Annotated in this window: 24 protein-coding genes; 15 read left to right on the plus strand and 9 right to left on the minus strand. The window is 72.5% G+C overall.

Annotation, left to right across the window (positions count from 1 at the left end; genetic code table 11):
* Positions 1-5 precede the first annotated feature (5 nt).
* Positions 6-875, minus strand: a complete 870-nt coding sequence (locus tag N542_RS0115805; protein WP_028644763.1) for an oxygenase MpaB family protein — start codon at positions 873-875, stop codon at positions 6-8.
* A gap of 45 nt (positions 876-920) precedes the next feature.
* Positions 921-2,120, minus strand: a complete 1,200-nt coding sequence (gene serA / locus N542_RS0115810) for a phosphoglycerate dehydrogenase (protein ID WP_028644764.1) — start codon at positions 2,118-2,120, stop codon at positions 921-923.
* Positions 2,121-2,329: 209 nt separating this feature from the next.
* Between serA and N542_RS25145 the strand changes: the two genes are divergently transcribed.
* On the plus strand, positions 2,330-5,041 hold the full coding sequence (locus tag N542_RS25145; protein ID WP_155993137.1) for a hypothetical protein: 2,712 nt from the start codon (positions 2,330-2,332) through the stop codon (positions 5,039-5,041).
* Positions 5,042-5,100: 59 nt separating this feature from the next.
* Here the strand turns inward: N542_RS25145 and N542_RS28310 are convergent, their stop codons facing one another.
* The 5 genes from N542_RS28310 to N542_RS0115835 all read right to left on the minus strand — a co-directional run bounded on the left by N542_RS28310 (position 5,101) and on the right by N542_RS0115835 (position 11,138).
* A complete protein-coding gene (locus N542_RS28310; protein ID WP_331279596.1) occupies positions 5,101-5,910 on the minus strand; it encodes an RtcB family protein in 810 nt (269 codons plus the stop codon).
* On the minus strand, positions 5,907-6,278 hold the full coding sequence (locus N542_RS28315; protein ID WP_269319775.1) for an RtcB family protein: 372 nt from the start codon (positions 6,276-6,278) through the stop codon (positions 5,907-5,909). The genes N542_RS28310 and N542_RS28315 overlap by 4 nt, the downstream gene beginning before the upstream one ends.
* Positions 6,279-6,628: 350 nt before the next feature.
* Complete coding sequence (locus N542_RS0115825) at positions 6,629-8,272, minus strand: DNA repair helicase XPB (protein WP_028644765.1); 1,644 nt, start codon at positions 8,270-8,272, stop codon at positions 6,629-6,631.
* Between the two features lie 22 nt (positions 8,273-8,294).
* Entirely contained in the window at positions 8,295-8,858 is a 564-nt protein-coding gene (locus tag N542_RS25155) for a CGNR zinc finger domain-containing protein (RefSeq protein ID WP_231482695.1), read from the minus strand.
* A gap of 9 nt (positions 8,859-8,867) precedes the next feature.
* On the minus strand, positions 8,868-11,138 hold the full coding sequence (locus tag N542_RS0115835; RefSeq protein ID WP_028644766.1) for a helicase C-terminal domain-containing protein: 2,271 nt from the start codon (positions 11,136-11,138) through the stop codon (positions 8,868-8,870).
* Between the two features lie 39 nt (positions 11,139-11,177).
* On the opposite strand from N542_RS0115835, the gene N542_RS0115840 reads away from it, so the two are divergent.
* The 7 genes from N542_RS0115840 to N542_RS0115870 all read left to right on the plus strand — a co-directional run bounded on the left by N542_RS0115840 (position 11,178) and on the right by N542_RS0115870 (position 18,042).
* On the plus strand, positions 11,178-12,164 hold the full coding sequence (locus N542_RS0115840) for an FHA domain-containing protein (protein WP_028644767.1): 987 nt from the start codon (positions 11,178-11,180) through the stop codon (positions 12,162-12,164).
* Entirely contained in the window at positions 12,161-13,372 is a 1,212-nt protein-coding gene (locus N542_RS0115845; RefSeq protein ID WP_028644768.1) for an RDD family protein, read from the plus strand. The genes N542_RS0115840 and N542_RS0115845 overlap by 4 nt, the downstream gene beginning before the upstream one ends.
* A 19-nt stretch (positions 13,373-13,391) precedes the next feature.
* A complete protein-coding gene (locus N542_RS0115850) occupies positions 13,392-13,802 on the plus strand; it encodes an SRPBCC family protein (RefSeq protein WP_036508380.1) in 411 nt (136 codons plus the stop codon).
* The gene (locus N542_RS0115855; RefSeq protein ID WP_028644770.1) at positions 13,802-14,359 is read left to right on the plus strand and encodes a dihydrofolate reductase family protein; all 558 of its coding nucleotides are present in this window, start codon (positions 13,802-13,804) and stop codon (positions 14,357-14,359) included. Before N542_RS0115850 ends, N542_RS0115855 begins: the two co-directional genes overlap by 1 nt.
* A gap of 74 nt (positions 14,360-14,433) precedes the next feature.
* The gene (locus N542_RS0115860; RefSeq protein ID WP_028644771.1) at positions 14,434-16,050 is read left to right on the plus strand and encodes an AMP-binding protein; all 1,617 of its coding nucleotides are present in this window, start codon (positions 14,434-14,436) and stop codon (positions 16,048-16,050) included.
* Between the two features lie 121 nt (positions 16,051-16,171).
* Entirely contained in the window at positions 16,172-17,587 is a 1,416-nt protein-coding gene (locus tag N542_RS0115865) for an HAD family hydrolase (protein ID WP_197025987.1), read from the plus strand.
* A 59-nt stretch (positions 17,588-17,646) separates the two neighbouring features.
* On the plus strand, positions 17,647-18,042 hold the full coding sequence (locus tag N542_RS0115870) for a cold-shock protein (RefSeq protein ID WP_028644773.1): 396 nt from the start codon (positions 17,647-17,649) through the stop codon (positions 18,040-18,042).
* On the opposite strand, the gene N542_RS25160 is transcribed toward N542_RS0115870, so the two are convergent.
* Positions 18,039-19,436, minus strand: a complete 1,398-nt coding sequence (locus N542_RS25160; protein ID WP_036508173.1) for an MFS transporter — start codon at positions 19,434-19,436, stop codon at positions 18,039-18,041. The genes N542_RS0115870 and N542_RS25160 overlap by 4 nt on opposite strands.
* A 73-nt stretch (positions 19,437-19,509) precedes the next feature.
* Between N542_RS25160 and N542_RS25165 the strand changes: the two genes are divergently transcribed.
* Positions 19,510-20,283, plus strand: coding sequence for a DUF3027 domain-containing protein (locus N542_RS25165; protein WP_036508176.1), 774 nt, complete (start codon positions 19,510-19,512; stop codon positions 20,281-20,283).
* Here the strand turns inward: N542_RS25165 and N542_RS0115885 are convergent.
* Complete coding sequence (locus N542_RS0115885) at positions 20,280-20,588, minus strand: DUF2530 domain-containing protein (RefSeq protein WP_231482697.1); 309 nt, start codon at positions 20,586-20,588, stop codon at positions 20,280-20,282. The two genes, N542_RS25165 and N542_RS0115885, sit on opposite strands and share 4 nt — an antisense overlap.
* Positions 20,589-20,624: 36 nt before the next feature.
* Here N542_RS0115885 and N542_RS0115890 point away from each other — a divergent pair, with 36 nt between their 5' ends.
* From N542_RS0115890 to rpsG, 6 genes are all read left to right on the plus strand, one after another.
* Positions 20,625-22,079, plus strand: coding sequence for an NCS2 family permease (locus N542_RS0115890; protein ID WP_051551887.1), 1,455 nt, complete (start codon positions 20,625-20,627; stop codon positions 22,077-22,079).
* A gap of 126 nt (positions 22,080-22,205) precedes the next feature.
* Positions 22,206-22,655, plus strand: coding sequence for a MarR family winged helix-turn-helix transcriptional regulator (locus N542_RS0115895; protein ID WP_036508179.1), 450 nt, complete (start codon positions 22,206-22,208; stop codon positions 22,653-22,655).
* A 12-nt stretch (positions 22,656-22,667) separates the two neighbouring features.
* On the plus strand, positions 22,668-23,933 hold the full coding sequence (locus tag N542_RS25170) for an MFS transporter (RefSeq protein ID WP_051551889.1): 1,266 nt from the start codon (positions 22,668-22,670) through the stop codon (positions 23,931-23,933).
* Between the two features lie 27 nt (positions 23,934-23,960).
* Positions 23,961-25,364 (plus strand): IPT/TIG domain-containing protein, encoded by a 1,404-nt coding sequence (locus N542_RS25175; protein ID WP_051551890.1) that lies wholly within the window; start codon positions 23,961-23,963, stop codon positions 25,362-25,364.
* A 286-nt stretch (positions 25,365-25,650) separates the two neighbouring features.
* On the plus strand, positions 25,651-26,025 hold the full coding sequence (gene rpsL, locus N542_RS0115910) for a 30S ribosomal protein S12 (RefSeq protein ID WP_028644777.1): 375 nt from the start codon (positions 25,651-25,653) through the stop codon (positions 26,023-26,025).
* Between the two features lies 1 nt (position 26,026).
* Entirely contained in the window at positions 26,027-26,497 is a 471-nt protein-coding gene (gene rpsG, locus N542_RS0115915; protein WP_028644778.1) for a 30S ribosomal protein S7, read from the plus strand.
* The last annotated feature ends 9 nt before the right edge of the window (positions 26,498-26,506 follow it).

Genomic DNA, 26,506 nt, shown 5'->3' on the forward strand with positions numbered 1-26,506 from the left:
TCACCTCAGGCTTGGCTCAAGACTTCCTGGGCCCGCTCACGCGGTGTCATCGCCCACCGGATCGTCCCGGTCGCGACCCCACCGAGCGCGCGCACCACCGTGCGCTCCGACACCGGGAGCCACGGGAGCCGCAGCGGCCCCCGGGTCCAGGCCGGCATCAGTCCGACGGCCGCGGCCGCGATCACGGCGTACGGCACCCGGGCCACCAGCGGCAGCGGCGGGTGCAGCAGCAGGTAGGCGACCGTCGCGCGGGCCTCGGGGGTGCCGCGCAGCTCGGGGCGGTACGCCGCGAGCGCCTCGACCAGCTCGGCCTCGGTGGTCGGCGGGTCGGTGACGCCGAGGCGGCGTACGACCTCGGCGGTCTGCGCGACGTAGGTGTCGCGGTCGGCCCCGGTCAGCGGCTCCCGGCCGTAGACGGTGTGCGCGCGCAGGAAGCTGCCGACCTCGGCGACGTGGACCCACCTGAGCAGGCGCGGGTCGGACGCGGCGTACGGCGTCCCGTCGGGCATGGTGCCGACGATGTGCTCGTGGATGCGGCGGACCGCGGCGACGGCCTGCTCGGCGTCCTCTGCGGTGCCGAAGGTCGTGACCGCGAGGTAGCGGCTGGTCCGCGCGAGCCGTCCCCACGCGTCGTGGCGGAAGTCGGAGTGCTCAGCGACCCCGCGCATCGCTGCGGGGTGCAGCGTCTGCAGCAGCAGCGCCCGCATGCCGCCGATGAACATCGACGCGTCGCCGTGCACCCGGACGATCGGGCTGTCCGGCTCGAACCACCGCGGTCCCGGCCGGGTGTGGATCCGGGCGGCGTGCTTGGCGCCGTCCGGGCCCGCGACGCGCAGGAAGAGCTGCTGACCGATCCGATCGCGCACGTTGGGCATGCTGCGAGCGTACGTTCGAGGTGGGGACCGTCAGCGGTCGAGCATTCAGGCGTCCCAGGTCCGGAGCCAGATGGTGTGCTCCGACTCGGTCAGCTTGGCCAGCGCGTCGGCCGGGAGCGGGTCCAGGGTGTCGGTGACGACGTACCCCTGCTCGGCGCGGGTGGAGAGGTACTGGCCGGTGACGTTGGCGCCGGCGTCGGCGAGGACGCCGTTGACGCCGGCCAGCACGCCCGGCACGTTGATGTGCAGGAATCCGATCCGGTGGCCCGCCACGTGGGCGGGCGCCAGCACGGCAGGCAGGTTGACCGAGAGCTCGGTGCGGCCCTCCAGGGAGAAGCCCGCGAGCTTGCCGGCCACGAAGTAGCCGATCTCCTCCTGCGCCTCCTGGGTGGACCCGCCGACGTGCGGGGTGAGGATCACGTTGGGGAGCCCGCGGAGCACCGACTGGAACTCGTCGCCCTGCGCCTTCGGCTCGACCGGGAAGACGTCCAGTGCCGCCCCGGCGATGTGGCCGGAGAGGATGTGGTCGCGCAGCGACTCGTTGTCGACGACCATGCCGCGCGCGGCGTTGATGAAGATGCTGCGCGGCTTCATCTTGGCGAACTGCTCCTCGCCGAAGAAGCCGGCGTTGCCCGGCCGCCCGTCGACGTGCAGGCTGACGACGTCGGCCTTGGCGAGCAGCTCGTCGAGGGTGCGCATCCGCTGCGCGTTGCCGTGGGCCAGCCGGTCGGCGGTGTCGAAGAAGATGACGCGCAGGCCGAGGGCCTCGGCCAGGTTGGACAGCTGGGTGCCGATGTTGCCGTAGCCGACGATGCCGAGCGTGCGACCGCGGACCTCGTGGCTGCCGTTGGCCGACTTGTCCCAGACGCCGTCGTGCATCTTGTGGGTCTTCTCCGTGAGCCGCCGCGCCAGCGCGATGATCTCGCCGATGACGAGCTCGACGACGCTGCGGGTGTTGGAGAAGGGCGCGTTGAAGACAGCGATCCCACGGTCGGCCGCGGAGACGAGGTCGACCTGGTTGGTGCCGATGCAGAAGCAGCCGATCGCCAGCAGGTCCGGAGCGCCGTCCAGCACCGCCCGGGTGATGTGCGTGTTGGAGCGGATCCCGAGCAGCTGGACACCGGGGAGCGCCTCGAGCAGCTCCTCCTCCGACAGCGAGCCGGCCCGCAGCTCGACCTCGAAGCCGCGCGCCTCGAGGACCTCGACGGCGACGGGATGGATGTTCTCGAGCAGCAGCACCTTCACGATCGACCAGACTAGGTCGGCGCGTCCCGCCCCACCGAAACGTCGCCGATCCGTGGACTCCGTCCTCCGGCTGCATCCAATGGGGGTAGCCCGCGGCCCTGCGCGGCGTACGACGCAGTGCCCGGGGCCCTGGGGCTGCCGCTGGTGATGTGCTCGCGGTCGGTGAATCGCTTGCCATCGGGACCGGACCACCAGGCAAGATGCTCACCATGCCCCGCCGCCTCCGCTCGATCGCCCTCTCGGTCGCCTTCGTGCTCGCCACCGCCGTCCTCGTGAGCACGACCGGGACGGCCACCGCGACCACGCCCGCCGACGGGTCGTCGACCGGCCGCGGGGTCTGGGAGGTGCGCGCGCTCGGCTCCGGTCGGTACGTCGTCTCCTGGACCTCGCCGACCCGGCTGCCGATCACCTCCGACCGCCCCACCGTGGTGGCGCCGGACGGTGCGCAGGTCGGCACCTCCACGGTCGCCGCGGATGGCCGGACCGTGCGGGCCCGGATCGACGCGCCGACCCGGCCGGACCCGGCCCGGCTCGACGTCCTGCTCTCGGGTGACCGGCTCGACGAGACCGGGGCCGACCTGTTCGGCCGCCGTGGTCTCGGCACCGATGCCGACGGACCGCTCGACCTGCCGGGCACCCAGACGCTGGCCGACGACCCGGCGGCGACCGGACCGTACGCCGTGGTGAGCAGCGACTACACGCTCGCGCCCGTCAAGGTGCCCCTGCTGCGGACGCCGATCGAGATGGTCGGCCACGTCGTCGAGCCGGCCGCCGACGCGGCCACCGGCCCGCGGCCGCTGGTCCTCTTCCTCCACGGTCGGCACGGGGTCTGCTACCACCCGAGCGACCCGGATGCGTGGGCCGACACCTGGCCCTGCGTGGCGCCGTTCAAGGAGATCCCGAGCCAGCTCGGCTACGACTACATCCAGCGGGTGCTCGCGTCGCAGGGCTACGCGACCGTGTCGATCCGGGCCAACGGCATCAACGCCCAGGACGACGCGGCGCCAGACGGCGGCGCCGACGCCCGCGCCCGGCTGGTGCAGGCCCACCTCGACCACTGGGTCGACCTCGCCAGCGCGCACCAGGTCGACCTCGACCGGGTCGTGCTGGTCGGCCACAGCCGCGGCGGCGAGGGAGTGGACCGGGCCGCGATCCGCATCCCGCTGACCGCGCCGTACCGCATCGCCGGGCAGGTCCTGATCGCGCCGACCGACTTCGCCGCGCAGACCGCGCCGTACGTCCCGACGGTCACGATGCTGCCCTTCTGCGACGGGGACGTCAGCGACCTGCAGGGCCAGAAGTACACCGACACCGCACGCGACCTCACCCGCGGGGACACCTCGCTCAAGAGCAGCGTCCTGGTGATGGGCGCCAACCACAACTTCTTCAACACCGAGTGGACCCCCGACGTCGCCCAGGCGCCGTCGTTCGACGACTGGTCGGGCGAGCCCACCTCCACCTGCGGCACCTCCGACCCGCAGCGGCTCACCGCGCCCGAGCAGCGGGCCGTCGGCACGGCGTACGTCGCCGGCGCGGTGCACGTCTTCGCCTCCGCCGACCAGAGCGCGCTGCCGCTCTTCGACGGCACCCGCGCGCGGGTCGCCTCCCAGGGCGATGCGCAGACGGTCAGCCACGCCATCGGCGGTGGCCGGGTGCTGCGCACGCCGTCGGCGAGCGCCGGGCTCGCCCTCCCGGTGGGCGCGACCACGCGCTTCTGCACCGGTGTCGCGGACGACGAGCGCGTCGGGTCGTGCAGCAGCGGCGGCCCCGGCTACGGCATGGTGGCGCCGCACTGGACCCAGCCGGGGGAGCGGCTGGCGACCCGGACCTTCTTCGAGATGGCGTGGTCGGCGAGCGGCCAGTCCGGCGGCCTGGCCCTCACCAGCCCGCTCGACCTCGCCGGTCGCCGGCTCGAGCTGCGCACCATCGTCGGCACCCGCACCGACGTGGCCGTGCGGGTGCGGATCACCGACGCCGACGGCGCCAGCGCCCTCCTCGTCCCGGAGGGTGGCGGCGGCCTGCCGGCCCTCGGCACGACGGACGACGTGCGCAAGCTCTGGGCGCAGACGCTGGTCGTCGACCCGACCGGTGCGGCCGTCGACCTGACCCGAGTCGCGCGGGTCGAGCTGGTGAGCGCCAGCACCCGCGGGAAGATCTGGGTGGCCGACCTGGCCTCGGCGCCGGCGGCGCTGCCCGCCGTACCGGCCGTCCGGCTGCCGACCGTGAACATCTCGCGGCTGCGGGTCGTCGAGGGCACGGGCGGCACCAAGGTCGCCCGCATCCCGTTCAACGTCAGCGGCACCCTCACCCAGCCGGCCCGCTTCGTGGTGCTGACCGTGGGCCAGGCCCGCGGCGAGGTGCAGCGCTTCGCCGTCGACCTGGCGCCCGGGCAGACCAGCGGCACGATCCCGGTCGCCTACGAGGCCGACAACCGGGCCGACTACCCGACCCTGGTCACCCAGGTCACGGGCTGGGCGTCGCGCAACGTGATGACCGACCGCTACCTCGGCGACCTCACGGTCGTGGACGACGACCCGCGTCCGACGTTCACCGTGCGCACCGTGGCCCGTCGGATCAAGGAGGGCCGGTCCGCGCGGTGGGAGATCCGCCTCAACCGGTCCGCCGACTACGACGTCTACGTCACCGGCGAGGTCGTGCGCGGGTCCGGGAAGCCGGTGCAGGTCCGCGACATCGCGACGTCCTGGACCGACGTCCACGTCGGTCCGGTGCCCGGTCGACGACCCCTGTGGGCCACCCATGCGATGACGTACGACCTCATCCCTCCCGGCCGCCGGACCTTCGTGGTGTCCGTGCCGACCCGCCGGGACCACCTCAGGGAGCGGTCGGAGACCCTGACCGTGCGCTTCGACATCGAGGGCCACAAGTACCTGCGCAAGGTGCGGATCCTGGATCGGCGCTAGACGACGGCAGGGGCAGGTCCGGTGCGCCGGACCTGCCCCCTCCCTCTGTGCTGGCGGCGTCAGTCGCCCTTGACGTTCACGATCTGGCGCAGCGTGTGCCGGACCTCGACCAGGTCGGCGGCGTCGGCCATCACCTGGTCGATGTCCTTGTACGCCGCCGGGATCTCGTCGATGAACGCGTCGGTGTCGCGGTACTCGATCCCGACCATCGCCTCGCGCAGCTGCTCCCGGGTGAACGTCCGGCGCGCCCGCGACCGTGAGTACTCGCGCCCCGCGCCGTGCGGGGCGGAGTTCAGCGCGAGCACGTTGCCGCGACCGGAGACGACGTACGACGCCGTGCCCATCGAGCCGGGGATCAGCCCGGGTCGACCCTCCTCGGCGTTGATGGCGCCCTTGCGGGAGAGCCAGACGTCCTTGCCGAAGTGGCGCTCCTGCTCGGTGTAGTTGTGGTGGCAGTTGATCTCCTCCTGCCGCTCCACGTCCGAGCCGACCCACTCCGCGAACTGCCGGACCACCCGGTCCATCATCTCCTCCCGGTTGAGCAGCGCGTAGTGCTGCGCCCACCGCATCTGGCCGATGTAGGCGTCGAACTCGTCGGTGCCCTCCGGCAGGTAGGCGAGGTCGCGGTCGCGGTCGGGCAGCGTCACCCACCACGTGTCGCACAGCTCGCGGGCGACGCGGATGTGCTGCTGGGCGATCCGGTTGCCGACGCCGCGGGAGACCGAGTGCAGGAACAGCCAGACCCTCGACTGCTCGTCGACGGTGACCTCGATGAAGTGGTTGCCGGAGCCGAGCGTGCCCAGCTGCAGCTCCCACCTCCGGGCGTACGCCGTGGGGTCGAACCCGGTCTGCTCGGCCTGGCGCGTCAGCTGCTCGAGCCGCTCCCCCGGGTGTGGTCGCGGCTGACCGTGCGGTTGCTCGCACCGGCCGAGAGCGGGACCGCCCGCTCGATGGCCTCGCGCAGCGGCCGACGATCGGTCGGCAGCTGGTCACTGGTGTACTGCGTGCGCACGGCGATCATGCCGCAGCCGATGTCGACGCCGACGGCGGCGGGCATGATCGCGCCGAGGGTCGGGATGACCGACCCGACGGTCGCTCCCAGACCCAGGTGGGCGTCGGGCATCAGCGCGAGGTGCGGGAAGATGAACGGCATCGTTGCCGCCGTCTCCGCCTGCGCGCGGGTGCCCTGCTCGAGGATCGAAGCCCAGTTCATGAGCTTCTTGCTGATCTGCTCCATGGTCCTTCCCTGACTGTGTCCTCGCCGACCGGTCGACCGGCGACGCGTCACGGTAGGTAGCCCGAAATCCCTTGCACACCTGGTTTGTGGCGTGCCTGTGAGCATCGGGGCGCGCTGCGGGTGCGTGAGCCGGACGCGCCGGGGGCGAGCCGGGCGCGAGGCTGGTCCGTCGGGGTGCGAGCCGGATCCGCCGGTGTGCGAGCCGGATCTGCTGCGGCGCGAGCCGGATCCGCCGGCGAGGGCGCCGACTCCTCAGGCACTTCGTGAACTTCTGGGTCTCTGCAGAGGCCCAGAAGTTCAGGGATCCCCGGTTAACCGGGTATCCCTGACCGGCCGGCATCACCGACCCGTCACGCCGAGGCGATGTCCTCCGCGTCCACGATCCGGTAGGCGTACCCCTGCTCGGCGAGGAAGCGCTGCCGGTTCTGGGCGAACTCCGCGTCGACGGTGTCGCGCGAGACGATCGTGTAGAAGTGCGCGGTCTTGCCCTCCGACTTGGGCCGCAGCAGCCGGCCGAGTCGCTGGGCCTCCTCCTGCCGCGAGCCGAAGGAGCCCGAGACCTGGATGGCGACCTCGGCGGAGGGCAGGTCGATCGAGAAGTTCGCGACCTTGGAGACCACCAGCAGCCCGACCTCGCCGGAGCGGAAGGCGTCGAAGAGCCGCTGCCGCTCCTTCACCGGGGTCTCGCCCTTGATCACCGGCGCGTCGAGCGCGGCGGCGAGCTCGTCGAGCTGGTCGATGTACTGCCCGATCACCAGCGTCGGCTGGCCCGGGTGCGCGGCCACGAGGTCGCGGACGACGTCGATCTTGTGGTGCGTGCACGACGCGAGCCGATAGCGCTCCTCGGGCTCGGCGACGGCGTACGCGAGCCGCTCGGCCGACGGCAGCGTCACCCGCACCTCGACGCAGTCGGCGGGCGCGATCCAGCCCTGGGACTCGATGTCCTTCCAGGGGGCGTCGTACCTCTTGGGCCCGATCAGCGAGAAGACGTCACCCTCGCGGCCGTCCTCGCGCACCAGGGTGGCGGTCAGGCCGAGCCGTCGGCGCGCCTGCAGGTTGGCGGTCATCCGGAAGATCGGCGCCGGCAGCAGGTGCACCTCGTCGTACACGATCAGGCCCCAGTCGCGGGCGTCGAGCAGCTCGAGGTGCGAGTAGACGCCCTTCCGCTTCGTCGTGAGCACCTGGTACGTCGCGATCGTGACGGGCCGGACCTCCTTGACCGCGCCGGAGTACTCCCCGATCTCGTCCTCGGTCAGCGACGTACGGCGCAGCAGCTCGTCCTTCCACTGGCGCGCGGAGACGGTGTTGGTGACGAGGATCAGCGTGGTCGCCTTCGCCTCGGCCATCGCGGCCGCTCCGACCAGCGTCTTGCCGGCGCCGCAGGGGAGCACGACCACCCCGGACCCACCGTGCCAGAAGGACTCCGCGGCCTCGCGCTGGTAGTTGCGCAGCTGCCACTCGGTCTCGTCGAGGAAGATCGGGTGCTCCTCGCCGTCGACGTACCCGGCGAAGTCCTCGGCCGGCCAGCCCAGCTTGAGGAGCGCCTGCTTGAGGTTGCCGCGCTCGGAGGCGTGCACGACCACGGTGTCGTCGTCGACCCGCTCGCCGAGCATCCCGGCGATCTTCTTGGCGCGCAGCACCTCCTCGAGCACCGGCCGGTCGTTGGAGACCAGGACGAGCCCGTGGATCGGGTTCTTCTCCAGTCGCAGGCGCCCGTAGCGCGCCATCGTCTCGGCGACGTCGACGAGCAGGGCGTGGGGTACGGCGTACCGGCTGAACTCGAGCAGCGTGTCGACGACCTGCTCGGCGTCGTGGCCGGCGGCGCGGGCGTTCCAGAGCCCCAGCGGCGTCAGGCGGTAGGTGTGCACGTGCTCGGGCGAGCGCTCGAGCTCGGCGAACGGCGCGATCGCCTTGCGGCAGTCCGCGGCGCGCTCGTGGTCAATCTCGAGCAGCAGCGTCTTGTCGGACTGGACGATCAGGGGGCCGTCATTCACCGACCCAGCCTACGGACCCGGCCTAGCCGGTGTAGCTCTCCGCGTGCCCGGTGTCCACCACGGCGTCGACCACGGCGGCCCGTCGGCGGGCGCGGTAGGCCGCGACGTTGACCCGCGAGGCGCAGCGGTCGGAGCAGTAGCGACGTGACCGGTTCGGGGAGGCGTCGACGAAGGCGTTGGTGCACGGCGCCGACTGGCACACCCCGAGCCGGTCGGCGCCGAGGTCGCAGACGAGGGTCGACAGCCCGAGCAGGGACTCGCCGGTCAGCTGCTCGGCGACGCTGGACGAACCGGTCCCGACGTGCAGGTGCAGGCGCGCGTCGTGGTCCGAGATCTGCGGGACCATCGGGTGCCGGGCGAGCAGCCCGTTGAGCCCGTCGACGACGGCCGCGACGTCACCCACCTCGCCGTCCTCGAAGACCGGGCGCAGCTCGCGCTGCAGCTTGCGCAGCAGCATGCAGTCGCGGTCGGAGGCGCGCTCGCGGAGCCGGGGCCGGTCGTCGAGGTACGCCGCGAGGCCGTCGACCTCGGCGAGGTCGGCGTTCAGCAGCGCAGCAGCCGCCTCGGCGTACCGGATGAAGTCCACGATTCAATCTTACGGAGCGTCGGGTAGCGGCCGGACCGTGGTGATCCGGTGCACCGCGAAGGTGCGTACGTCGTCGCTGCGGTGGTCGTGGGCCGTCAGGCTGCCGCCGTCGAGCGACACCGGGTCGACCACCCGGTCCGAGCTGACGCCCTGGTTGTCGACGTACCCGATCACCACGGTCTCCTCGGCCTCGATCGCCTCGCGCAGCGCCGCCATCGACCCGGTCGGGCTGAGCCGGCCGGTCGGGGTGGCCGGCCGCGTGGACTCGACCCGGTCGCCGGCCCGGATCGCGCTGACGACCTGGCTCGTGTGCGCGGACTCGCGCACGGAGCGCTGCGCGCGCCCGCGGTGCTCCTTGGGCGTGCGTGCCCGGAGCACGTCGGGCCGGGCGACGTGCACGGTGCCGTCCGGGGACTCGACGACGGGGGAGACCCCGAGCTCGCGCAGGCGGGGGAGCAGCACGTCGATCGGGGTCGTGCTGATCACGATCGTGGGCGCGAGGCGGCGCAGGCCCAGCGTGGCCGCCTTCGGGTGGTGGAGCAGCTCCGCGAGGGCCGCCTCGTCGTCGGCGCGCAGGAACGCCTCCGCGTGCCCGACCCGCACCGAGCCGAAGGTGCGCGCGGTGTCGTCCACCAGGTAGGTCAGCGGCTGCGGGACCGGCGTCCGCGAGACCGACGCCACGAACTCGTGCACCTCGCCCGCGGACCAGCCCATGTCGAGGGCCCGGCGCACCGACGCCGGCGTGAAGCGGTAGACGGTCGCGCCTCCGCGCGACTCCACGTCGGCCACCAGCTGCAGCCGGCGGGCCAGCTGCGACTCCAGCGGTCCGGGCGCGACGGCGGTGAGGTCGGCCTGGAGCAGCACGTGGTCGACCGGCTCGGGGAGCAGCTCGGTGACCCCACCGACCGCCGACCGGTGGTCACCGGCCAGCAGCAGCCGGGCGTACGACGCCAGACCGCCGAGGGCCGCGAGGCCCAGCGCCGTGGCCTCGTCGACCGCCCACACCACCTGGTCGGCCCGGGTGCGCGGCCGCCGCGGGCGCAGCCACTCGACCCGCTGCCGCAGCGACGGGACGCCGGTGCCGGTGGCGAGCACGGTCCCCGGGGCGAGCTCGTCCATCACGCCCAGGGTCAGCATCCGGGTCTCGACCTGGTGGAGACCGGAGAGCTCCGGCGCGAGGGCGTTCCACGTCTTGCCGGCCGGGTCCCGGGAGCCGACGAGCCCCGGCAGGCGCGGGCTCTCGAGCCACGCGCCCACCAGCGTCAGCCAGCGCTCGGCGGTCGGGCGGGCGGTCCAGGCGTCGAAGGCGTCGGTGGGGATCCAGCGCGGGCTGCCGTCGGGAGCGGCGGCGGTCGACAGGAGCCCGGCGGCCGAGGCCACCTCGACCAGCAGCGCCGCGGTCGCCTCGTCGACGTGCAGCTCCGCCGTGAGGGCGCGGAGGTCGCGGACCCCGAGCCCGCCGCTGCGCAGGGCCGACGGCGGGTGCAGGCTCCACCCGTCGAGCATCAGCTCGACCCGCCGTACGGCCTCGAAGGCGGCGCCCGCAGCAGCCCGGTCGACGATCGCCTGGGCCCGCTCGGAGGTCACCAGCTCGGGCGGCACGTCCACGGCGTACGTCGTGGTGTGGCCGCCGCGCAGGGCTATGCCGACCTCGCCCGGGAGCATCACGGCGCCGCCGGTCCGGGGCACCAGCAGCCGGCGGGCCAGCAGCTCCTCGGCGGGGGTTCTCGCCTCCTCGGGCAGCACCGTCTGCCGCGCCGCGCCCGGCGTGGCCGCGCCGCCGGAGTCGAGGACGTGCTCGAGCAGGGCCCGGGCCGCCGGGGAGAGAGCCGCCAGCCGCGTCTCGATCTCGGCGCGCGACAGCGGCTCGGGCGAGATCGGTCGCAGGCCGCTCACGCCGGGGGTGCCGGGAGTGAGCGCCTCGGCGACGGGGCTCAGCGCGCGCAGTCCGAGAGGGCTCTCCCACACGAGAGCCAGGTCCAGCAGCCGCTCCAACGCCGCACGCACCGCCGCCGCCTCACCGTGCACCACGTCCACCAGGTCGTCGGGGCTGGTTTGGCCCACGACGACCAGGGCATCAAGGACACAGAGCTCGCACCGGTTCAGCCGGTCGAGCGCGCGCAGCACAGAAGAGCGGGTGGCCGCCCGCGATGCGAGCTGGCCGGAGTCGTGAGGGGCAGGAGTGGCGAGATCGGGGCGTTCGTGGAGGAGACGGGTCAGCCGTTCGACCGGCCAGGCACGGAGCTGGTCGGCGAGCGTGCGGTACGCCGTCGTGGACATCCCTCCCACGCTACCCGGCCGGGCACAGGAGGCACGGCGATGACGCCCGACCCCGGACTCGCCTGGTCCTTCCGCAGCGGCGGCTGGTTCGGCATCTTCGGCCCGCGCGCGACCGTCGTGTTGCCGCCGTCGGAGAAGGCGAGGGTCGCTGCGCTGTGGGAGCTGGTCGATGACGGCGCCGGCTTCGACGAGACGCTCGACGCGCTGATCTCGGCGGGCCTGCGCGAGCTGCCGGGCTTCGTGCTGGTCAGCGAGGAGGGTGACGAGACGAAGGTCGTGATCCGCGGGGCCGCCCGGGTGCACCTGGCCGCCGGCGACGAGGTCGTCCACGTCGAGGGCGACGACGCGACCACCTGGGTCGAGCGCAGCGTGGCAGGGGTGACCCGGGTGCGGATCGAGGTGGACGACGACACGGCCGAGGACTCCGTCGACGGCGTCCTCGACGGAGGCCTCGTGCGGCTCGCCTGCGCCGAGCACCCGCCTGCGGTCGACGAGCACGCACGCCCGGCCGAGCAGGACCCACGCGCGGTCGGCGACGTGCCCGACCATGCGCCCGACGACGTGCCCGACCACGACGGACTCACCCGCGGACCCCAGACCGAGCCGGTGCCGCTCCTGGGACCACCGCCGCCCGGCATCCCCGGGCAGCCGCCCGCCCCGCCCGTGACCGTGCGGCCGGTGGCACGCCTGCTGCTGCCCGGCGGCGAGACCGTCGCCGTCGACCGCTCCGTCCTTCTGGGCCGCGCGCCCGAGGCGAGCCGGATCGTCACCGACGGCGAGCCACGGCTCGTCACCGTCCCGAGCCCGCACCAGGAGGTGTCCTCGACCCACCTCGAGGTGCGCCCGGGGTCCGGGGCCGACCACGGCAGCGCGGTCGTCACCGACCTCGGCTCGACCAACGGCTCGGTGATCGTGCAGCCCGGACTGCCCCCGGAGGACCTGCGCCCCGGAGTCACCGTCCAACTCGTCCCCGGAGCGGTGGTCGACCTCGGTGACGGCGTGACGATCGAGGTCGTCGACGCGTGAGCCGCCCGATCGCCCCGCTCACGCCGGTCGCCGACCTCGACCGACGCTTCTACGCCTTCGCCATCGACCGCGCGATCGCGTGGAGCATCGACGCCGCCGCGGCCGTCGTGCTCGTGCAGGTCCTGATCGAGCCCGGTCACCTGGCAGCCGGGCTCGCCGCGATCGCCGGCGTCGTGGTGGTGGTCGCTGCCGTGTTCGCCGTCGTGCTGGGACTGACCGGCTCGTCACCGGGCATGGCGGTCGGCACGATCCGCGTCGTGCGCGAGGGCAGCGGTACGCCGATCGGGGTCGGCCTGGCGCTGCGGCGCCAGCTCATCCTCGGGATCGCCGCGCTGCCGACGCTCGGGCTCGGCGTGGCCACCCTGGCCTGGACCGCGGTGATGGATCCGGGTGCGCGCCGCCGTGGCTGGCACGACCACGTCGCGCACTCGGTCGTGGTCGACGTGCGCCCGGTGCCGGAGGAGCTGCCCGAGCCCGACGAGGGCCCCCGCCACGTGGTCAACCTGACCGCGCTCCGGCTGATCCCGGCGCCGGCGCCCGCGAAGGCCCCGGCCCGAGCCCGCCGCCCCTCCTCACCCCCGCCGGTGGGACCGCCCGCGATCGCGACGGCGACCGCCGCCGCACCGGCGACGGTCGCCGTACCTGCGGCCGCCTCCGCGACCGCCGCCGCATCCGCACCTGCGACCGCTCCACCCGAGCGGACGCCCGCGCCGGTGTCGGCCGCAGCGCCGGCGCCGGTCCCGGTGCCTGCCGCGGACGCGCCACCGGCGACGCCCCGCAAGCAGCTGGGCTACCCGTTGGTGCCCGAGCCGCGGCCCGACGAGGCTCCGCCCGCACGTCGGGCCGGCGGAGCGCACGCGGCTCGCGTCACGCCGTCCCAGTGGCGCGTCAGCTTCGACACCGGGGAGTCGTTCCTCGTCGAGGGCCTCGCCCTGGTCGGTCGTCGGCCCGAGGCCCGCAACGGAGAGCCGGTCCGCCACCTGGTGGAGCTGACCTCGAGCGACATGTCGCTGTCCAAGACGCACGCCCAGTTCCAGATCGCCACCGACGGCGCCCTCGTGGTGATGGACCGCGGGTCGACCAACGGATCCTTCCTGGTCCGCCAGGGCGTCCCGCGCGGGCTGCCCGCAGGCAAGGCGGCGACGTTGGTCCACGGCGACCACGTCCGCTTCGGCGATCGGGAGATGACCGTCGTACGCGAGGGCTAGAGGTAGTTAGATGGCGCGCATGACCTTCGAGTACGAGCGGACCGTGTCCACCACCGCCAGCCCTGCCGAGGTGTGGGCCCTCTGGAGCGACGTCGGCAGCTGGCACGCCTGGGACCCGGCCGTCGAGCGGGTTGCTCTCGAGGGCCACTTCGCCGAGGGTGCCGCGGGCGTGATGTCCCTCGCCGGCGGCGTCGAGGCGCCGTTCGTCCTCGAGATCGTCGAGCCCGGCGCGCGCTTCCTGGACCGTCTCGCCATCGGCGAGCTGGTGATCCGCATCGACCACCAGGTGAGCCCGACCGCTGGGGGCGCCGAGGTGCTCGTGCGCACGACCGTCGAGGGGCCGGGCGCCGACGACGTCGGGCCGATGGTCACCGGCGACACTCCCAAGGCGCTCGAGGCGCTCACCGGCCTGGCCGAGGGGCGCAGCTGATGCGGTCGCTGATCACCACCCACTTCGTCTCGCTCGACGGCGTCGCCGAGGCCCCCGGTGGTGAGGAGGGCTACCGCCACACCGGCTGGACGATGGACGTGGAGCCCGACCCGGCGCAGTACGAGCGCAAGGGCGGCGAGCAGGAGGAGGCCGGGGCCTTCCTCATGGGCGGTCGCTCCTACGAGGCCTTCTCCCAGGTCTGGCCGACGATGGACTACTTCGCGAAGTGGAACGCGATGCCCAAGTACGTCGTCTCCAGCACCGTCACCGACCCGCAGTGGGAGAACACGACCGTCATCTCCTTCGACGACGTCGCCGGGCTGAAGCAGGGCGACGGCGGCCCCATCTACGTGCAGGGCAGCATGCTGCTCACCCAGGGTCTGCTCAAGGCCGGGCTGGTCGACGAGATGCGGCTGATGGTCTTCCCGGTCATCCTCGGCAGCGGTCGCGGCCCTTTCCCCGACGACGCCGTGGACAAGGTGCGGCTCGAGCTCGTCGAGTCGACGACGTACGCGAACGGCGTCCAGTACCAGGTGCTCCGCACCGTCGGTGGCTGACGAGCGGGTCGAGATCCTCGCCGGGTTCCCGCGCGCAACGTGGAGCCAACGTCGACGGGCGTAGGTTCGCGGGCATGGAGTCCTACGCGAAGGGCGTGACCGAGCCGAGCCTGCTCGAGGAGACCATCGGCGCCAACCTCGAGCGCACGGTCGCCGCGCACCGCGACCGGGAGGCGCTCGTCGAGTTCGCCACCGGCCGACGCTGGACCTGGGGCGAGCTCGACCGCGACGTCGACGCCGTCGCGCGCGGCCTCCTCGCCGCGGGTCTCGTCAAGGGCGACCGCGTGGGCATCTGGGCGCCCAACTGCGCCGAGTGGACGCTCACCCAGTACGCCGCCGCCAAGGCCGGCCTGGTGCTGGTCAACGTCAACCCGGCGTACCGCACCCACGAGCTGGCCTACGCGGTCAACCAGTCGGGGATGCGGCTGATCGTGGCGGCGACCCGGTTCAAGACCAGTGAGTACCGGCAGATGATCGAGGCCACCGCCGCGGAGTGCCCCCTGCTCGAGCGTGCGGTCTACCTCGACACCGACGACTGGGCCGACCTGGTCGCGAGCGGCGAGCAGCTGCCCGACGGCGCGCTCGCCGAGCGGATGGCGACGCTGGCGCCGGAGGACCCGATCAACATCCAGTACACGTCGGGCACGACCGGTCGGCCCAAGGGCGCGACGCTGAGCCACCGCAACATCCTCAACAACGGCTACCTCGTCACCGAGCTGATCACCCTCACCGAGGAGGACCGGCTGTGCATCCCGGTGCCCTTCTACCACTGCTTCGGGATGGTGATGGCCAACCTCGGCTGCACCGCCCACGGCACCACGATGGTCATCCCGGCGCCCGGCTTCGACCCCGAGATCACGCTGCGCGCCGTCGCCGAGGAGCGCTGCACGGCCGTGTACGGCGTGCCGACGATGTTCATCGCGATGCAGCACCACCCCACCTTCGCCGAGCACGACCTGTCCAGCCTGCGCACCGGGATCATGGCCGGCTCGATCTGCCCGGTCGAGGTGATGAGGCGCTGCATCAACGACATGCACATGGCCGAGGTGTCGATCGCGTACGGCATGACCGAGACCAGCCCGGTGTCCTGCCAGACCCGCGTCGACGACGACCTCGAGCGTCGTACGTCCACCATCGGCCAGGTCCACCCGCACGTCGAGGTCAAGGTCGTCGACCCGGTGAGCGGGCGCAGCGTCGAGCGCGGCGAGCCGGGCGAGCTGTGCACCCGGGGCTACTCGGTGATGCTCGGCTACTGGGAGGACCCCGACAAGACCGCCGAGGCGATCGACGCGGACGGCTGGATGCACACCGGCGACCTCGCCGTGATGCGCGAGGACGGCTACTGCAACATCGTCGGGCGGATCAAGGACATGGTCATCCGCGGCGGCGAGAACATCTACCCCCGCGAGATCGAGGAGTTCCTCTACGAGCACCCCGACATCGAGGACGTCCAGGTGATCGGGGTCCCCGACGAGAAGTACGGCGAGGAGCTCTGCGCCTGGATCAAGATGCGCTCCGGTGCTCTGCCTCTCGATGCCGCCGCCGTTCGCGCGTACGCCGACGGCCGGCTCTCGCACTACAAGATCCCGCGCTACGTCCTGGTCGTCGAGGAGTTCCCGATGACCGTCACCGGCAAGATCCGCAAGGTGCAGATGCGCGAGGAGACGGCGAAGACGCTCGGGCTCGGCTGACGTCGGCACCGTCGAGACACCCGGAACGGCTGCGACCTCGACCCGGACGCAGCCACCTGGGGTGTCTCGACGCGATCAGCCCCACCACCCCCCGCTCGCGCCGACCTCCTAGGCTGGGCACATGGTGGATCAGCTGGTCGTCGGGTTCGACCTCGACATGACCCTGATCGACACCGCGCCCGGCTTCCGCGACGTGCTGGGGGCGCTCGGCGCCGAGCTCGGTGTCGAGTTCCCCGTCGAGGAGATGACGGCCAAGCTCGGCCCGCCCCTCGACCTGCTGCTCGAGCCCTACCTCGCGGCGGACGCGATCCCGCACGCCGGTGACCTCTTCCGGGCGCTCTACCCCGACCACGCGATCGTGGGCACGCCGGCCTTCGCCGGTGCGCACGACGCCATCGCCGCCGTACGCCGGCACGCCGGCCGGGTCGTGGTCGTCACCGGCAAGTTCCCCGCCAACGCGCAGCTCCACCTCGACCACCTGGCCTTCGACGTCGACCACCTCGAGGGCTGGGTGTGGGGCGTCGGCAAGGCTGACGCGCTGCGGCGCGAGGGTGCCTCGATCTACGTCGGCGACCACGTGCACGACGTCGAGGGAGCGCTCGCCGCCGGTGCCGTCAGCGTCTCGGTGCTCACCGGCGGCTGCAGCCGCGAGGAGCTGGAGGCCGCCGGCACCCACGTCATCCTCGACAGCCTGAGCGACTTCCCGGCGTGGCTCGACGACCACCTGCTCGACGTACGTCTCGCCGCCCTCGAGGCCGACCTGCGGGCGCGCGGCTCGGTGCTCGTCGCCTACAGCGGGGGCGCCGACAGCGCCTTCCTGCTCGCGGCCGCGGTCCGGGCGCTCGGACCCGACAAGGTCGCCGCTGCCACCGGCTACTCCGACTCGCTGCCGATGGCCGAGCGCGACCCCGCGCGCGAGTTCGCGCAGGGCCTCGGGGTCGCCGTGCTCACCCCCGAGACCCACGAGATGGAGCGCGAGGGCTATCGCGCCAACGGCGCCGACCGGTGCTACTTCTGCAAGGCCGAGCTGCTCGACGTCCTCGTCCCGATCGCGACCGACGGCGGGTTCGCCCACGTCGCGACCGGCACCAACGCCGACGACGCCGTGGCCGGCTTCCGCCCCGGCATCCGCGCGGCCAGCGAGCGCGGCGCGATCGCCCCGCTGCGCGACGCCGGCCTCACCAAGGACCAGATCCGGGCCGCCTCGCACCGCTGGGGGCTCCCGACCTGGGACAAGCCCGCGGCCGCCTGCCTCTCCTCGCGCATCGCGTACGGCGTCGAGGTCACCCCCACCCGGCTCGGCCGGGTCGAGCGGGCAGAGGTCGCCGCCCGGTCGGTCCTCGCCGATGCCGGCCTGGTCCATCTCCGGGTCCGCGACCTGGGCCAGGGGGCCTCGGTCGAGATCGACGCGGCCCTGCTCCCGCTCGACCGGGCGCTCGAGGCCGACCTGCTCGACGCCGTACGCGCGTCCGGCTTCGACGCGGCCGTCGTCGATGCCCGCGGATTCCGTTCGGGATCGATGAACGAGTCGCTATAGGCTGTGCCGTCCGGCACAGCCGGACCGAGCAGCCCCGCAAGCAAGAAGAGGTCAGACCCGTGCCCACTGGCAAGGTGAAGTGGTTCGACAGCGACAAGGGATTCGGCTTCCTGTCCCAGGAGGACGGTCCCGACGTCCACGTGCGCGCCGAGGCGCTGCCCGAGGGCACCGAGTCGCTCAAGGCCGGCACCCGCGTCGAGTTCGGGATCGCCCAGGGCCGCAAGGGCGACCAGGCGCTCCAGGTCAAGATCCTCGACCGCCCGGCATCGGTCTCGCGCAACCAGCGCGACGCCAAGCGCAAGAAGCCCGACGAGATGGCCACCATCGTCGAGGACCTGATCCGGCTGCTCGACGGCGTCGGCGAGGCCTACCGTCACGGTCGTCGTCCCGACGGCAAGGCCGCCAAGCCGGTCGCCAGCCTGCTGCGCGCCGTCGCCGACGAGCTCGAGGCCTAGGCCCGGCTCGTACGCCGGACCAGCACGAACCCCGCCCACGCCACGAGCACCGCGGTGGCGACGCCGAGCCCCAGGCGCGGCGGGTCGATCGGCATCACGATCCCGATGAACCCGCCGATCACCCACGCCAGCTGCAGCGTCGTGTCGCTGCGGGCGAAGGCGCTGGCCTGCACCCGGTGGGGCACGTCGCGCTGGATGGTCGCGTCGAGGGAGAACTTCGCCAACGCCTGACCGAGCCCGGCCACCAGGCCGAGCAGCGCCAGCGCGAGGACGCCGTAGAACGCCAGGCCGAAGGTGACGACCGCGACGTCCGCGACCAGGACGGCCGACACGGTGACCGACGGGTTGATCCTCTTGAGCATCGACGCGGCGATCACCCCGAGGAAGTTGCCGGTCGCCGCGGCGCCGACCACGATCGCAGTCAGCACCTCCGGCGACCAGTCACCGATCGGGTTCTCGCGCAGCTGGAAGGCCATGAACATGATCAGGAAGCCCGACAGCCAGCGCGGACCGCAGTTGGCGCGCAGGGCGTACGCGACGGCCGGCGGGATCCGCACGCTGCCCTTGCGGGCCCGGCCCTCGTCCTGGCCCCGCAGCAGCAGGTCGCCCTCGCCCTCGCTGGAGTCGACGCGCGCAGGCAGCCGGACCGCGGCGATGGTCGCGGCGACGAAGAGCAGGAACGCGTAGCGCAGCACCCACTCCGGCCCCGCCAGCGACGCGACTCCGGCGAGCGGCGCCGACACCGCGACGCCGACGATGCCGGACATCGACACCCGACCGTTGGCCTTGACCAGCGTGAAGTCGCGGGGGAGCAGCCGGGGTACGGCGGCGGCCCGCGTGACGCCGTACGCCTTGGACGCGACGAGTACGCCGAGCGCGGCCGGGAAGAGCCAGGGGGAGTCGGTGACGACGGCCCCCGCGAGCACCCACACCAGGAAGGCCCGGATCGCCATCGTCGCCCCGATCGCCCAGCGGCGTCCGTGGGCGAAGCGGTCGAGGAACGGTCCGATGAGCGGAGCCACGATCGCGAACGGCAGCATCGTGAGCCCCAGGAAGAGCGCCACCTGGCCGCGCGCCTCGCCCGAGGGCACCGTGAAGAAGAGGGTGCCGGCCAGCGAGATCGCCACCGCCGCGTCGCCGGCGGTGTTGAAGAAGTGCATCTGGATCAGCCGCGACAGGCCCGACTCGCCGGCGCCCTGGGCCTCGGCCGCCCGTCGCGCCTGGCGCACCGTGAAGCGGCCGGCTCGGCCGGCACCGCGAGCCGTGGCGCCCAGGCCGCGGGCCACCTTCGCCGCGGGACGCGGAGCGGTCCGCTCGGCGCCGGGATCGCCCTGCGGGTGCGGGTCGCGCCAGCGCTGCTCATCGGTCGACGAGTCCGAGGGCGGCGTGCTCATGACCCCATCCTGCCCGGTCGACCCGGCCCCGACCTGACATCCCCGGGCCCGATGCGTCATGATTTCACCTGTGATGACGATCGCGCGCCCCAAGTCCGACTCCGCCAGCGTGGCGGCGGTCGATCTGGCCCGCGCTGCCCTCGTCGAGGAGGTCGGCGCCGGTGACGTCGGTGACCACCTCGGCCACGTGGTCGAGGGCGAGCGGGTCGTCACCCATCTCTTCGCCTGCCTCCGCGCCGGCTACGTCGGCTGGCAGTGGTCGGTGACCGTCGCCCGCGCCAGCCGCACGAAGGACGTCACGGTCGACGAGATCGTGCTCGTGCCCGGCGACGGCGCGATCGTCGCCCCCGAGTGGGTGCCCTACCGCGAGCGGATCAAGCCCGGCGACCTCTCGCCCGGCGACCTGCTGCCCGTCGACGACGACGACCCGCGGCTCGTCCCGACGTACTCCTTCGGCGACGACCCGCTCCACACCGACGACAAGGCGCAGATCCGCGCGGTCGCCCAGGACCTCGGCCTCGGCCGGGTCCGCACGCTCGCCCCCGAGGGCCGCGAGCTCGCCGCCCAGCGGTGGTACGACGGCGACGGCGGCCCCGAGTCCCCGATCGCGCGCTCGGCTCCCGACCAGTGCACGTCCTGCGGCTTCCTGGTCCGCATCGCCGGACCGCTCTCGGAGCTCTTCGGAGTGTGCGCCAACGGCGACGCCAACGACGACGGCCGGATCGTCTCGTTCGACCACGGCTGCGGAGCGCACTCCGAGGTGCGCCTGGCGAAGAAGCACGAGCCGCCGCCCCCGCCGGTCCCGGTCTTCGACACCCTGACCGTCGACGAGGTCGAGATCCTCTAGGCCTCGGGGGCGTAGCCCTCCAGCTCGGCGGCCAGCTCGGTGCGCGCACGCCGCCGGCGACGGCAGTACTCGAGACCGATCAGGCCCAGGCCGAAGCCGGCCATGCAGGTCCACAGCCACCACAACCGACCCGAGTCCTCGAGGCGGCCGTAGAACGGCAGCAGCCCGAGGAACGCGAGGAACCAGATCGCCGACCCCACCTCGACGGTGCGTACCCCGTCGACGTCGAGGGGCTCGACATCGGCCACGAAGTACGTGCGGTTGCCGATCTCGTGCTGCAGCGGCTGGCCCTCGTCGTACTCCACGGGAGCCACGCTACTCGTTGCCGCGGCGGGTCTGGAATGGTGTACGCCGTGAACAACCAGACCTCGGGCGGCCTCGACCGCTACTTCAAGATCACCGAGCGCGGATCGACGGTGGGCCGCGAGGTCCGCGGCGGCCTCGTCACCTTCTTCACGATGGCCTACATCATCGTGCTCAACCCGATCATCCTGTCGGGAGCCGTCGACGTCGACGGCAAGCACCTCGGCGGCGCCGACGGCTTCGTCGCGATCGCGGCCGGCACGGCGCTGGTGGCCGGCGTCCTCACGATCCTGATGGGCGTCGTCGCCAACTACCCGCTGGCCCTGGCCGCCGGGCTCGGCCTGAACGCGTTCGTCGCCTACTCGGTGGCCAACCAGATGACCTGGGCCGACGCGATGGGCCTGGTGGTGATCGAGGGCATCGTCATCCTGGTCCTGGTCCTGACCGGCTTCCGGGAGGCGGTCTTCCACGCCGTACCCGCCCAGCTGAAGGTGGCCATCTCCGTCGGCATCGGTCTCTTCATCGCCCTGATCGGCTTCGTCGACGCAGGCTTCGTACGCCGGATCCCGGACGCGGGCGGCACGACGGTCCCGGTCCAGCTCGGTCAGACCGGGCAGCTGGCCGGCTGGCCGGTGCTGGTCTTCGTGTTCGGCCTGCTGCTCCTGATCGCGCTGTGGGTGCGCCACGTCAAGGGCGCGATCCTGATCTCGATCGTGGTCACGACCGTCGTCGCGATCATCGTCGAGTCGATCGGCGACCTCGGCTCCAGCGTCGACAACCCGAAGGGCTGGGCGCTCAACGTGCCCGCGATCCCCGACAAGCTCTTCGACACCCCGCACTTCGACACGCTCGGCGAGTTCAACCTGCTCGGGTCGTGGGACCAGATCGGCGTCGTCACGACGCTGCTGCTCATCTTCACGCTGATGCTGGCGGACTTCTTCGACACCATGGGCACGATGACCGCCATCGGCGCCGAGGCCGGGCTGCTGCAGGAGGACGGTACGCCGCCCAACACCCGCCGCATCCTGGTCGTCGACTCGCTCGCCGCGGCCGCGGGTGGTGCCGCGGGAGTCTCCTCCAACACGTCGTACATCGAGTCCGCCTCCGGCGTCGGCGAGGGCGCCCGCACCGGACTGGCGTCCGTCGTGACCGGTCTGCTCTTCCTGCTGGCGATCTTCATCGCGCCCGTCGTCGCGATCATCCCGTCCGAGGCCGCTGTCCCGGCGCTGGTCCTGGTCGGCTTCCTGATGATGCAGCAGGTCAAGGGCATCGACTGGGACGACGTCGAGATCGCCATCCCGGCGTTCCTGACGATCGTGCTGATGCCGTTCACGTACTCCATCTCGGTCGGCATCGGCGCCGGCTTCCTGGTCTACGTGCTGATCAAGGTGGTCCGCGGCAAGGTCGCGGACGTCCACCCGCTGCTGTGGGTCGTCGCCGCACTGTTCATCGTCTACTTCGCGATCAACCCGATCACGCACTGGCTCAGCTAGCCGCCGAGCCGGTCGCCACCTCACCCCGAGTCGGCGCCAGTTTCGACCTGCGGGTCGATAGCTGGCGCCGACTGGGCATTTCGACCCGAGGAATAGTTAGCAGAGGTAATGACTTATGCTAACGATATGCCCACCGTTGAGAAGGTCGCCCGCACCGATGCCGGGCTCGCCGCCGAGCTGCGCCTCGGCGTGATGCGCCTGCGCCGTCGCCTGGCCGTCGAGCGGCACCCCGACAACGAGCTGAGCCTCAACCAGATGGGCGTGCTCGGCGTCCTGGCCCGCCGCGGTGCGTTGACCGTCGGCGAGCTCGCGGCCGCGGAGAAGGTGCAGCCGCCGTCGATGACCCGCACGGTCAACTGCCTCTTGGAGAGCGGCGACGTCGCCAAGCGCCCGCACGCGACTGACGGCCGCCAGGTCGTCGTCGAGCTCTCCGAGCAGGGCCGCCAGCGCGTGCTGGCCGACCGCGCCCGGCGCGACGCCTGGCTCGCCCAGCGGCTGCGCGAGCTGACTCCCCAGGAGCGCGCCGTGCTCCGCCAGGCCGCCCCGATCCTCGACCGACTAGCCCAGAAGGACTGACCCCGACACCGTATGAGCCCCACGTTCCGCGCCCTCCGCAACCCCAACTACCGCCTGTACCTGGCCGGCAGTGTGGTGTCGAACACCGGCACCTGGATGCAGCGGGTCGCGCAGGACTGGCTGGTCCTGCACCTGCCGGGCAACAGCGGCACCGAGCTCGGCATCACCACCGGCCTGCAGTTCCTCCCGATCCTGCTGCTCTCGCCGTACGCCGGCGTGATCGCCGACCGCTTCCCGAAGCGCCGGCTGCTCCAGGTCACCCAGGCCACGATGGCGCTGGCCTCGCTGGTCCTCGGCGTCATCGCCGTCCTCGGCGTCGCGCAGACCTGGCACGTCTACCTGATCGCCTTCCTCTTCGGCATCGGCGCGGCCTTCGACGGGCCCGCCCGTCAGGCGTTCGTCTCCGAGATGGTCGGCCAGGACGACCTGACCAACGCGGTCGGCCTGAACTCGGCGGCGTTCAACGCCGCTCGCATCCTCGGGCCGGGCGTCGCCGGCCTGATGATCGCGGCGCTCGGTGGGGGTGCCACCGCGACCGGCTGGGTGATCCTGATCAACGCCGCGTCGTACGCCGCGGTGATCTGGCAGCTCCAGCGGATGAACCTGTCCCTGCTCCACACTCCCGAGCTCCGCGGCCGCACTCCCGGCGCCCTGGTCGAGGGGGTCCGCTACGTCCGCAGCCAGCCCAAGCTGGTCCTGATCCTGATCATGGTGTTCTTCGCGGGCACCTTCGGCATGAACTTCCAGATCACCTCCGCGCTGATGGCGACCGAGGTGTTCCACCAGGGCGCCACCGAGTACGGCGTCCTGGGCTCCGTCATGGCGGTCGGCTCCCTGACGGGTGCCCTGATGGCCGCCCGCCGGGTCCGGGTGCGCCTGCGGCTGCTGGTCATCGCGGCCGTCTGCTTCGGCCTGGCCGAGATCGTCGCGGGCCTGCTCCCGACGTACGTCGCGTTCGTGCTCTTCTGCCCGGTCATCGGGTTCTGCACGCTGACGCTGCTGAACTCGGCCAACGCCACCATCCAGCTCGAGACGCCGGCGGCGATCCGCGGCCGGGTGATGGCGCTCTACATGACCATCGTGATGGGCGGTACGCCGATCGGGTCGCCGATCATCGGCTGGATCGGGCAGCACCTCGGCGCTCGCTACACCCTGGTGATCGGGGGCGTGCTGACCCTGGTCGGCGTCGCCGTCGCGCTCGCCGTCTACGACCGCATGCGTCCGGGGCAACAGCCCGAACGGGCGGTTACCGAGGACGCCGCGCTCGCCCTACGGTGATCGACGTCCCCGTCGAGAGGCCCGCTCATGCGTGCTCGGTCCCTGCTCACCCTCGCCCTGGTCTCCGCGCTCGTCCTCGGCGGAGCCGCCGGCGCCGCGGACGCGAGGCCGAAGCCCAGGAAGCCCGCGATCACGGCGGTGACCCCGTCGGTGGTGGGAGCCGCCGGCGGCATGGTCGTCGAGCTGCGCGGCCGCGGCTTCGCCAAGGTGCGCTCGGTCCGGCTCGGTGGCAAGCCGGTCACGGGGCTCCGGGTGCGCGCCGGGCGCATCACGTTCACGGCTCCCGCCGCGGTGGCCGGCACCCGGTGGGTGGTGGTCAGGACCGCCGCCGGCAGGGCCCGGCGCGCCGTCCTCGTGCGCCAGGCGTGGACGTCGGTCTCGGCCGGCCGCTCCTACACCTGCGGGATCCGGCGGCCGCACACGGCGTGGTGCTGGGGCGACAACCTCAACGGCGTGGTCGGGGGAGGGCCGGTGGGCGCCTTCATCCGCTCTCCGCGTCAGCTGCCCGGCGAGTGGCGACAGATCGCCGCCGGCAGCCTGTCCACCTGCGGGATCAGGCTCGACAAGTCGCTCTGGTGCTGGGGCTACAACGCCGAGGGGCAGGTCGGCGACGGCACCACGACCACCCGGAAGGTCCCGGTGCGGGTGGCGCCCGGGACGACCTGGCGCCACGTGAGCGTCGGGCTGAGCCACACCTGCGGCATCAGGACCGATCGCACCGCCTGGTGCTGGGGGGACGACGACTTCGGTGAGCTCGGTGACGGCGCGGTCACCGGTGACGGCGCCAACCCGCACCTGCCGGCCCAGGTGGGCGGGGGCGCCGGCACCTGGTCGTCGGTCGAGGCGGGCAGCTACTTCACCTGTGGGATCGACATCGGGGGCACCTGGTGCTGGGGGGAGAACAGCGCCGACGGCCAGCTCGGGACCGGCGAGACGTACGCCGAGCGGGACAAGTCGCCCACCCCGTTGCTGCTGGGCGTGACGGCCACGCAGCTCGACGTCGGTGCCGACCACGCGTGCGCCGTCGTCGCCGCCGCCACGCGGTGCTGGGGGACCGGCAGCTTCGGCCGCCTCGGCACGGGCGCCACGGCGGGCGCCGCGGTCCCGACGCCGGTGGCAGGCGCCGGCCGGCCCACGCTGGCGGTCACGACGGGGGACTCCCACTCGTGCTCGCTCGACTCGCGCTCCGTGGTCCTGTGCTGGGGCCGCAACCAGGCCGGGGAGGTCGGCGACGGTACGTCGTCGCAGCGCCGCAGGCCGACGGTCGTGGCGGGGAGGCTCACCTTCAAGCAGGTGTCCTCCGGGTACGCTCACACGTGTGCGGTGACGCTCGCGGGTGCCCTGGTCTGCTGGGGGCGCAGCGGCGAGGGGCAGTTTGGCTACCCGGCAGCGCTGCTCCGCGACCCCCGTCGGCCGACCGTGGTGGGCTGACGGCGTTTTGACCGGTGTTGAGCGCACGGGTAATCTTTTTCCTCGTGTCTGGGACAACCAGGCTGATGCGCGTGCCCGGACCACGTCGGGGGCAGAGATCCCCGACTCCGGCACGGTAAATCCCCTCAGTGTGAGCCTCTCCGGATCCCGCTGAAGACAACGACTCGGGCGACACGCCCGACCTCGGGGGTTAGCGCAGCGAGTTGCCCAGCGCCACCGAACGAAGCTCCAACACCGTGCGTGCAGAGTGCGCGTACTGAGAGTCGACAAGAAGGGGAACCACCCGGTGCCCACCATTAATCAGTTGGTCCGCAAGGGCCGCCAGGACAAGGTGTCGAAGAGCAAGACGCCTGCCCTGAAGGGGTCTCCGCAGCGCCGTGGCGTCTGCACCCGCGTCTACACCACCACCCCGAAGAAGCCGAACTCCGCTCTCCGCAAGGTCGCCCGCGTGCGCCTGTCGAGTGGCGTCGAGGTCACCGCTTACATCCCGGGCGTCGGTCACAACCTTCAGGAGCACTCCATCGTGCTCGTTCGCGGCGGCCGGGTGAAGGACCTTCCCGGTGTCCGCTACAAGATCATCCGCGGCACCCTCGACACCCAGGGCGTCAAGAACCGTAAGCAGGCTCGCAGCCGCTACGGCGCCAAGAAGGAGAAGAGCTGATATGCCGCGCAAGGGTCCCGCTCCGAAGCGGCCTATCGACATCGACCCCGTCTACGGGTCGCAGCTGGTCTCCCAGCTCGTGTCGAAGGTGCTCCAGGACGGCAAGAAGCAGGTTGCTCAGCGCATCGTCTACACCGCGCTCGAGGGCTGCCGCGAGAAGACCGGCACCGACCCGGTCCTCACGCTGAAGCGCGCGCTCGACAACGTGAAGCCGACCATCGAGGTCAAGTCCCGCCGCGTCGGTGGCGCGACGTACCAGGTCCCGATCGAGGTCAAGGGCACGCGCGGCACCACGCTCGCGCTGCGCTGGCTGGTCGGCTACGCGGCGGACCGTCGCGAGAAGACCATGCACGAGCGCCTCATGAACGAGATCCTCGACGCGTCCAACGGCCTCGGTGCCGCTGTGAAGAAGCGTGAGGACACCCACAAGATGGCCGAGTCCAACAAGGCCTTCGCGCACTACCGCTGGTGACCACGGGCG

It is taken from the genome of Nocardioides sp. URHA0020 (assembly GCF_000620705.1).
GTDB lineage: Bacteria > Actinomycetota > Actinomycetes > Propionibacteriales > Nocardioidaceae > Nocardioides.

Bases quoted from the DNA above. Each gene is read 5' to 3' on its own strand.
- N542_RS0115805 (WP_028644763.1), bottom strand. From the start codon at position 875: ATGCCCAACGTGCGCGATCGGATCGGTCAGCAGCTCTTCCTGCGCGTC.
- N542_RS25145 (WP_155993137.1), top strand. From the start codon at position 2,330: ATGCCCCGCCGCCTCCGCTCGATCGCCCTCTCGGTCGCCTTCGTGCTC.
- N542_RS28315 (WP_269319775.1), bottom strand. From the start codon at position 6,278: ATGGAGCAGATCAGCAAGAAGCTCATGAACTGGGCTTCGATCCTCGAG.
- N542_RS0115835 (WP_028644766.1), bottom strand. From the start codon at position 11,138: ATGTCCACGACGGCGTACCGCACGCTCGCCGACCAGCTCCGTGCCTGG.
- N542_RS0115840 (WP_028644767.1), top strand. From the start codon at position 11,178: ATGACGCCCGACCCCGGACTCGCCTGGTCCTTCCGCAGCGGCGGCTGG.
- N542_RS0115850 (WP_036508380.1), top strand. From the start codon at position 13,392: ATGACCTTCGAGTACGAGCGGACCGTGTCCACCACCGCCAGCCCTGCC.
- N542_RS0115855 (WP_028644770.1), top strand. From the start codon at position 13,802: ATGCGGTCGCTGATCACCACCCACTTCGTCTCGCTCGACGGCGTCGCC.
- N542_RS0115860 (WP_028644771.1), top strand. From the start codon at position 14,434: ATGGAGTCCTACGCGAAGGGCGTGACCGAGCCGAGCCTGCTCGAGGAG.
- N542_RS0115865 (WP_197025987.1), top strand. From the start codon at position 16,172: ATGGTGGATCAGCTGGTCGTCGGGTTCGACCTCGACATGACCCTGATC.
- N542_RS25160 (WP_036508173.1), bottom strand. From the start codon at position 19,436: ATGAGCACGCCGCCCTCGGACTCGTCGACCGATGAGCAGCGCTGGCGC.
- N542_RS25165 (WP_036508176.1), top strand. From the start codon at position 19,510: ATGACGATCGCGCGCCCCAAGTCCGACTCCGCCAGCGTGGCGGCGGTC.
- N542_RS0115890 (WP_051551887.1), top strand. From the start codon at position 20,625: ATGGTGTACGCCGTGAACAACCAGACCTCGGGCGGCCTCGACCGCTAC.
- N542_RS0115895 (WP_036508179.1), top strand. From the start codon at position 22,206: ATGCCCACCGTTGAGAAGGTCGCCCGCACCGATGCCGGGCTCGCCGCC.
- N542_RS25170 (WP_051551889.1), top strand. From the start codon at position 22,668: ATGAGCCCCACGTTCCGCGCCCTCCGCAACCCCAACTACCGCCTGTAC.
- N542_RS25175 (WP_051551890.1), top strand. From the start codon at position 23,961: ATGCGTGCTCGGTCCCTGCTCACCCTCGCCCTGGTCTCCGCGCTCGTC.
- rpsG (WP_028644778.1), top strand. From the start codon at position 26,027: ATGCCGCGCAAGGGTCCCGCTCCGAAGCGGCCTATCGACATCGACCCC.